Genomic DNA, 7,556 nt, shown 5'->3' with positions numbered 1-7,556 from the left:
GCTGGGGCACAGGAAAATCGCCCATGTCACCGGTCCTCAGGACAATGTCCTCACGCATGCAAGACGGGAAGGAATGTTGGCCGAAAGAGCCCGTCTTGAGTTACCTGTTCGCGAGGAGTGGATCATGCGCGGCGACTTTTCCCTCGAGTCGGGTCGTCGGGCTGCAGAGAAAATTGTCGCCATGAAAGATCGGCCGACCGCTGTATTCTGCGCCTCGGATCAGGTCGCTTTCGGCTTGATGTCGACTTTGACGTCAAATGGGCTGCGTGTACCGGAAGACATTTCGGTCGTTGGTTTCGACGACATTGAGTTGTCGGAGTTCTATGTTCCAGCCCTGACCACAATCCGCCAGGACCGCAGAGCTCTCGGTCAAAAGGCCGCGGCGCTTCTGCTGGCCTGTATAGACCCCGATCATTCAATTGCACTCGATCGTGAGGCGCCTGTCGTGGTTGATGTGGAACTCGTTGTCCGCCAAAGTGCTGCAGCCTTGACGCCTTGAGATCGGACAAGAACCAGTCAACACTTGGCAGGTGCCGCCAGTATTTCGACGAAACGGTCGGCCGATCCCAAGACGCATTCGAGCGCTTGAGCGTGCTTTCAAGGCAAAAGACTTGGTGGATTGCGCGCGGTTCCCGCATTTCGGCCGTGCGATGTGGTCGAGATTTCTTAAAATTGCAACTAATAATACAACCAGTCGGTGCAACTTCCGTAACGGCACATGATCAATTCAAAGGCGTATCTTTGCAAATTGAGAAAATATATTCTCTCTAGGTAAATATTACCTACTATATTTTTGACTTTAATTTGCGGGAGTTTTTCTTAGTCTTTGATGCTTTCACTTTAATTACATTTTCGAAGCAATTTAATTCATGATTTTAGCGTTTAGTTAACTTGAATGTGGCATTCTGAAAACATCGGAAACATTTGGTGGTAAAAATGCGGATTCTGACCGTCAGCCTATTCGTGTCGCTTTTTGTGATATTTTTTCACCCCGAAAACGCTTCAGCACAGTCCGAATTAAAGGTCGTCGGAACAGGTGATGGCCTCGAGATGCTGCGCGAAATCGGTGAGGGTTTTTCAGCAGAGCACCCCGATATTCAGCTTTCCATTCCACCAAGCATCGGTTCTGGCGGCGGCATTGCGGCTGTAAGTTCCGGAACTGAGCGTCTTGGCCGTGTCGCTCGTCCATTGAAAGACAGCGAAGTCGAATATGGGCTCGTCTATCTGCCAATTGCCAAAATACCGAGCGCAATCTTCGCGCATCCTTCAGCCGGTATCGAAGAGCTTACCAGCGAGGAGCTCGTAAAATTGTATTCCGGCGAAATCAAAAACTGGTCCGAACTCGGCGGTGCAGACATGCGTGTGCGCCTGGTCCGGCGCGAGGATGCGGACAGTACTTTGCAGGTGTTACGTGCCTCGATGCCGGGCTGGAACGACCTGGAAATTTCCCGTCGTTCAAAAACGGCTCTCACCACCCAGGATGCGGTCTCCACGGCGCGGGATGAGAAAGGGGCGATTGCCTTTGGTCCCTATGCCCGTCCCCTCGAGGAAGGATTGACAATCGTCAAGATCAATGGCGCCCATCCGACGGATGAAACGTATCCGAGCGCAGTGACACTGGCCTTGATCTACAAGGACGGTACGCTTGATGACCAAATGAAAGCCTTCATCGACTTCAGCCATTCTGACAAGGCTCACGAATTGATGAAGAACTATGGTGGCGTGCCGATCAAGAAATAGCACCCTGGTAAAGCATGATACGTCACTCGTCCCTTCTCTGGCATTACACATATGGCGCTGTTTTCACAGCGCTATGTGCGTTTGCGGGTTTGATCGGACTGGTTGCCTATCAGCTTGAAGACAGCATGGCCCGTCAGCAGACGGAGCTGCAGCAACTTTCTCATACACGACTGCTCGAAGCACTGATCGCCGACGTCAAACTTGCCGGAACACGTCTTGAGTTCCTGTTCGAAGACAGGCTACGGCGTGTCAGTGCTGTCGCCGAACGTCAGGAAACCGGGAATGCCGTCAGTTCCCGCAACGTCGTTGCGATGTCGGAACTGCTCGGACCGGCAATGGAACTGGCCGATGTCGACGGTATCGTTGTGCTTGACGAAGAAGGTCGGGTAATCGGTGCTTCGTCCTATGAAGCCGATCTGGTGACACTGGGATCCAGAATTAGAGACTTCAGTTTCTTTAGCGAAATCGACAAATCGCTGCAGGAAAGCCTTCCCGGCGAAAGTCTCGTCTATTCGAAGCTCATGCCTTTGTCCGAGACCGGGATCTTTGTTCCCGGAGACAATATCAATACGCTCTCCCAAGTCATTTTTGTTCCGGTCTTCGACGATTTCGGTTACGTCATCGGCGGACTGCTCGCACAGCGCTGGCTGCGTCCGAATGAACCGATCCTGGTTGACCTGGCAAAAATCAACTCGTTCGAACTGGCGGTTGTCCATGACAATCAGGTCATTTCGCGTGGCAATTTCGACGGTGTTCTGGCCGACCTTGATCGAGCTCCGGATGCGCCGAATATCACGCTGAACGGAGAACATGTCATTGAGTGCGGCGTTCCTGTCTATCCGATGACGGTCTGTGCGTTGCTGCCGATCGAGAAGCTTACCGAGACCCAAAACGAATTGACGAGGATCGGAACCGAAGAAGAGGCAAAACTTCTCAGATGGTTGTTTCTGTTCGGTCTGCTGACACTGGTCGCCTTTGCTTCGGTTGCTTTTCTGCTGTCGCGGCAGATCACCCGACCCTTGACCAACATAACACGGGTGCTTTCGGGTATCGCGGCGGGTGATTTTGAAAGCAAGGTTGTCGGAACCGAGCGTCTTGATGAGGTGGGAGACATTGCACGGTCTGTTGTGTCCTTGCAGCGCTCCGTCAAGGAACGTGATGCGCTGCGGGTCCGTGTACACGAGAAAAACACGATCCTGAAATCTCAGGAAGCCATGTTGCGCGAACAGAATATCCTGTTTGATGCAGCGCTCAACAACATGTCACATGGTCTGTGCATGTTTGATGCCGCTGGAAAGCTGATTGTATCCAATCAACGGTTTGCGGAACTGTTCGAGCTGGACCCGAAATCCCTGAAGCCCGGCATGACCACAAATCAGCTTGCGGCGCTGCAGAATGTTGAAAAGCTTGATTCCGATCTTGAGGAATCTCTCGAACTTCACTTCCATCACGGACCGTCCAGTAACGCGACACAAAGCACGGAAATGGTGAAAATCCGTTCCGGCCGGATCGTCCTGACCACCCGTCAGCCGCTGTCGGATGGTGGATGGGTTGCGATCTCCGAAGATATAACGGAACGTCAGGAAGCAAGGGACCGCCTGGCATTCCTCGCGCGCCATGACATTCTGACGCAATTGCCCAACAGGATTGAATTCCGGGACCAGATGGAACTTCTATTGAAGCGCCAGCAGGTTCAGGGTGGAAAATTCGCGGTCCTGTGCCTCGATCTTGACGAGTTCAAAACAGTCAACGATTCCCTGGGGCATCCCATTGGCGACGAATTGCTCCGTCAAGTCGCGGAACGGCTGAAAACGCTGATCAGCGACCGGGAGCTTGTTGTGCGCCTCGGTGGCGACGAGTTTGCAATTCTTTCTGATCTTCCGGCTGATTTGAGAGCGATCGATGAGCTTTCCCAGTCGGTTATCTGGGAATTGTCGCAACCCTTCCAGATTGCGGATCATGAAATCGTCATTGGCGTGAGCATCGGCATTTCAGTTGCCAAGGGTGATGGAATTGCCGGTGACGAATTGTTCAAACAGGCAGATCTCGCGCTCTATCGTGCAAAGGAAGACGGACGAAACACGCACAGGTTCTTTGAAGAAGATATGGGCACGGCGGTGAACGACCGCAGAGAACTGATCACGGATCTTCGAAATGCTATCTCGAATGGTGAGCTGGAACTCTATTTCCAGCCGCAATATTCGCTGCAGACTCAGGAAGTTTCCGGCTTTGAGGCACTTGTTCGCTGGCATCACCCGACGCGGGGCATGGTGTCACCCGGAGAATTCATTCCGCTTGCGGAAGATACCGGATTGATCATGCCGCTTGGCGAGTGGGTGCTGAACGAGGCCTGTCGCATCGCTGTGACCTGGCCTGACCATCTGCGCATTGCGGTGAACCTGTCGCCCCGTCAGTTGCGCGGCCATGCGTTCGGACCGGTTCTCATCACGGCACTCGCCAAATCGGGCCTGTCACCGGATCGCTTGGAACTGGAAGTGACAGAGAGCGTGTTGCTCACCGATTCTGAAGATGTTCTGGACGCTTTGCATCAGGCCAAGTCGCTCGGTGTGAAGGTGTCGATGGACGACTTCGGCACAGGCTATTCTTCGCTCAGTTACTTGCGCCGGTTCCCGTTTGACAAGATCAAGATCGACCAGTCTTTTGTCCGCTCGATGGCCTATTCAGACGACTCCATTTCTATCGTCAAGGCTGTGATTGAACTTGCGAAAAACCTGGACATGACAACGACAGCCGAAGGTGTTGAAACAAAGCAACTCCTGGATATGCTGACCGAGATAGGGTGCACCGACGCGCAAGGATATTTCCTCGGCCATCCGCTACCGGTCGCCGAAACGGAAGAGCTGATCTATGCCGGTCAGACATCGCTGAAGACCGCGGCACAATAAGCCTGATAAACAAAGTGAGATCTGGAAGGCAGGTCGTCGGTGCTTGCCGGCTTAACTTGCCGCTGCCGACGCAAAGGGCGTTTTGGCCTTCCTGAGGATCGTGTTTGCCAGCGTGCGCAGGCCGTTGCTTTCTTCCGCAACATAAAACGGATCGGCGTAAAACGTTGCTCCTGCCGCAAGTGCCAGCTCTCGGGTTGCCTCCACATGAGACGGAGCGCCGGCGGAATAGACGATATGATCCTCCGTCAAGTCGCCAAGAAGTTCATATGGCCGCGCCTTCATTACCGTTTCATCATCGCCGTCGCTCGCTGTCAGCGTGATCGGGATGCCACGGTTGCGCAGCCAGCGTACGGCATCGCGCATGTATAGCCCCTCGCGGGTGCGGGAACCGACAATCATTTTGATTTCGCGATCAGGCTGACCCAGGCTTGCGGCAACGGCAATCGACCAGATCGGTGCAAATCCGGTTCCGGTAGATGTCAGCACGAGTGGTTCTGGCTGGCGACGCAGAAACCCGTTGCCGAATGGACCGCGAAGCTTGACGCTGTGTCCCTTGTCGATTTCGGACCCCAGCTTCGACGAGACGATGCTGTTGGGATAAACCTTGATGTGAAAGACAACGACGTCGAGTTCAGCGTCGAGGTTGAGCGGCGTGGTCGGGCTGTAGTCCCTGGGCGGATATCCGGCAAATGTCGCTCGCAGATATTGGCCGGGTAGCCAGGTTACTCGTTTTGCGGTCCGCACGCGAACTTCCAGGTAGTCTTCCTTGATCTTGCGGATGCTTTCCACCGTGCCCTTGATGGTTTTCACGATCGGCACGGGATCGTAGGAAATTTCCGCGTCACCCTCCAGCACGGCCAGGCATCCCAGAACCGAGTTTTTCTCGCGTGTCCCCAGATCGTCGACGTCACCGCTCAAAACCCTTACGCGGCAGGTTTCGCACTGACCTGAACAACAGTCATGCGGCAGGACCAGACGTCCTCCGAGGCCCGCATCAATCAGCGTGTCCCCGACATTCGCCTTGATCTTCTTACCGTTGATTGTGACGGTGCAGGTGCTTTTCGACATGTGGTTCGTCCGTGCTCTTGAGGCGGGGAGTGGCTCAGTTGAAAGTCAGGCGCAGGGGGCGGGAGTGTCTTGTATGGCGGGTCTGATTGTGGTCGAAAACCGATACCCAGACGAACAAACCGTCTTCCATGGGAAGGTCCTGATCGTTGCCTGTATCCATGTCCCGGATGACTTCCAGTGTCCAGTAGCCGTCTTCCCATTTCGATGCGCCAATCAGGTCGGCGCGGCTCCCCTGGTATTCGCCGGTAATCAGAACGCCTGGAATTATGGTGCCAACCGGAATTTCAGCGTCCTTTTCGGGTGTATAAGGAACGCTTTCGGCATCGAACATCCACCACTGCGATCCTTCATCGTCAGTCGCGTCGACATCCATGTCGATATTGCCCATGAGAGCTGCCGTTTTTTTGTAGTCGACCGGAAGTCGCTTGACGCCGACGGTTTCCCGGTAGCCGGTCTCGGGAGAGCCCACATAGTTGTAGACATAGAATGATTTGCCTTCGTCGGCACCATACCCGGCGCTGTAGCGCTTTTTACCGGCGGCCTGACCTTCGTTCGGTTCCAGCGGCGTGCCGAACCACATGTCATCGACCCTGCCCAGCATACCGCCCCGCGATGCCTTCCACTGCCACACGTCAATCAGGCTGCCATCCGTCGTGTAGTGCAGACCGCGCCCGTGAAACGATGCAGGTTTGTCCGCAAGGGGTTTGGGTCCCATATGGGTCGACGCTCCGCCGCCGAATGCATCCGTCTTGGAAAACGCGACAGAGAACTTGTCTTCGTAATAGGCGGTCTCATCGGAAATATCGGCGCGGTTGTTGAGCATCCGCCAGCCTGCTTCGGTCTTTTCCAGGGGATGGCGCTTCAAGGATCGAGACGCATCGTTCCAGCGAAAGGCAAAGGCAATCTTGTCGCCAACCTGAACTGCCCTGACCTCAACCGTGGATTCTCCGGTGCCTTCAAGGCCCGATCCCTGTTGCGTTCTGACGAAGGCGGGCTTGGTGTCTCGCCACGCCGGATCGTCCAAAACCCCGTCCAGCTTGGGCAGTGCGCTGGCCTGCGCAACGATCAGGTCGTCCCTGGTGCTGAAATCGAGCATCACGGCGCCGGCGATGACCACAGCACCAAGTGCTGCCGCCTTTGCCAGAGGATAGCGGCCCATGCCGGGAAACTGGCGCAGGGATTGCGGCCGGAACAAACGCAGCAGCTGGCTCCACCCGCCATAGAAATAATGCAGGATCACATGCGCCACGATGTAGGTGAGCACGACAAGGGCGGAGATGTAATGAATGTCGACCAGGAAACCGCCATGCCCGAGATAGAGCAGGACGCCGGTCGCCGTCAGCGTCAGGACTGCCGCAAACAGGATCCAGTAGGCGATCACGTTGACTGCTGCAATCCGCAGTTTGTTGCTTGCCGGTAGGGTCAGGACCACGATTTTCTTGGAGGATATCCGCCGCTTCAAGCGGGCGAGCGACATATAGGCTGCATAAGCAAAAATAAGCGCCAGGACGAAAACAGCAGAGACGTAGTGCCACGTCCAAATCTCGCCTTGAGGCAGAATGGGCTCCAGGAGAATCGCAAACCGGGACCCTTCAGCGTCTGACGACAGTCTGAGCCCGGTCAGCAGACTTGTGACGATCGCAATGACCAGTGTCCAGTGAAGCAGGATGGTTCCAAGGTCACTGCGAACCGGGATCTTTGTTTCATCCGGTCTGCCTTTGGATTTGCCTGCCTTGTCTCCAGGAGAGTGTGTTCCGGCGCGTTCGGAAGATTTTGGCGGAGCAGTGAGTTCAAGGGGATGCTCAGTCACTTGGTCCGTCATATTTTGCTCTCAGGGGTAGA

Annotated in this window: 5 protein-coding genes; 3 read left to right on the top strand and 2 right to left on the bottom strand. The window is 54.8% G+C overall.

Annotation, left to right across the window (positions count from 1 at the left end):
- The 3 genes from K5905_RS22570 to K5905_RS22560 form a co-directional block, all read left to right on the top strand.
- The coding region (locus tag K5905_RS22570) for a substrate-binding domain-containing protein (RefSeq protein ID WP_297588037.1) at positions 1-499 on the top strand (499 nt) is incomplete at its 5' end.
- A 437-nt stretch (positions 500-936) separates the two neighbouring features.
- On the top strand, positions 937-1,740 hold the full coding sequence (locus K5905_RS22565) for a substrate-binding domain-containing protein (RefSeq protein ID WP_297588034.1): 804 nt from the start codon (positions 937-939) through the stop codon (positions 1,738-1,740).
- Between the two features lie 14 nt (positions 1,741-1,754).
- Entirely contained in the window at positions 1,755-4,646 is a 2,892-nt protein-coding gene (locus K5905_RS22560) for an EAL domain-containing protein (RefSeq protein WP_297588031.1), read from the top strand.
- Between the two features lie 51 nt (positions 4,647-4,697).
- Here K5905_RS22560 and K5905_RS22555 read toward each other — a convergent pair whose 3' ends face one another.
- Positions 4,698-5,714 carry a 2Fe-2S iron-sulfur cluster-binding protein gene (locus K5905_RS22555; RefSeq protein WP_297588028.1) on the bottom strand — a complete coding sequence of 339 codons (1,017 nt, stop codon included), beginning with the start codon at positions 5,712-5,714 and terminating at the stop codon, positions 4,698-4,700.
- 34 nt (positions 5,715-5,748) lie between these two features.
- A complete protein-coding gene (locus K5905_RS22550; RefSeq protein ID WP_297588025.1) occupies positions 5,749-7,536 on the bottom strand; it encodes an ethylbenzene dehydrogenase-related protein in 1,788 nt (595 codons plus the stop codon).
- Positions 7,537-7,556 lie beyond the last annotated feature (20 nt).

The sequence above is a fragment of the Roseibium sp. genome (assembly GCF_025698965.1).
GTDB lineage: Bacteria > Pseudomonadota > Alphaproteobacteria > Rhizobiales > Stappiaceae > Roseibium.
This window is presented reverse-complemented; position numbering and strand designations above follow the sequence as displayed.

Coding starts and splice junctions, on each gene's coding strand:
- K5905_RS22565 (WP_297588034.1), top strand. CDS start 937: ATGCGGATTCTGACCGTCAGCCTATTCGTGTCGCTTTTTGTGATATTT.
- K5905_RS22560 (WP_297588031.1), top strand. CDS start 1,755: ATGATACGTCACTCGTCCCTTCTCTGGCATTACACATATGGCGCTGTT.
- K5905_RS22555 (WP_297588028.1), bottom strand. CDS start 5,714: ATGTCGAAAAGCACCTGCACCGTCACAATCAACGGTAAGAAGATCAAG.
- K5905_RS22550 (WP_297588025.1), bottom strand. CDS start 7,536: ATGACGGACCAAGTGACTGAGCATCCCCTTGAACTCACTGCTCCGCCA.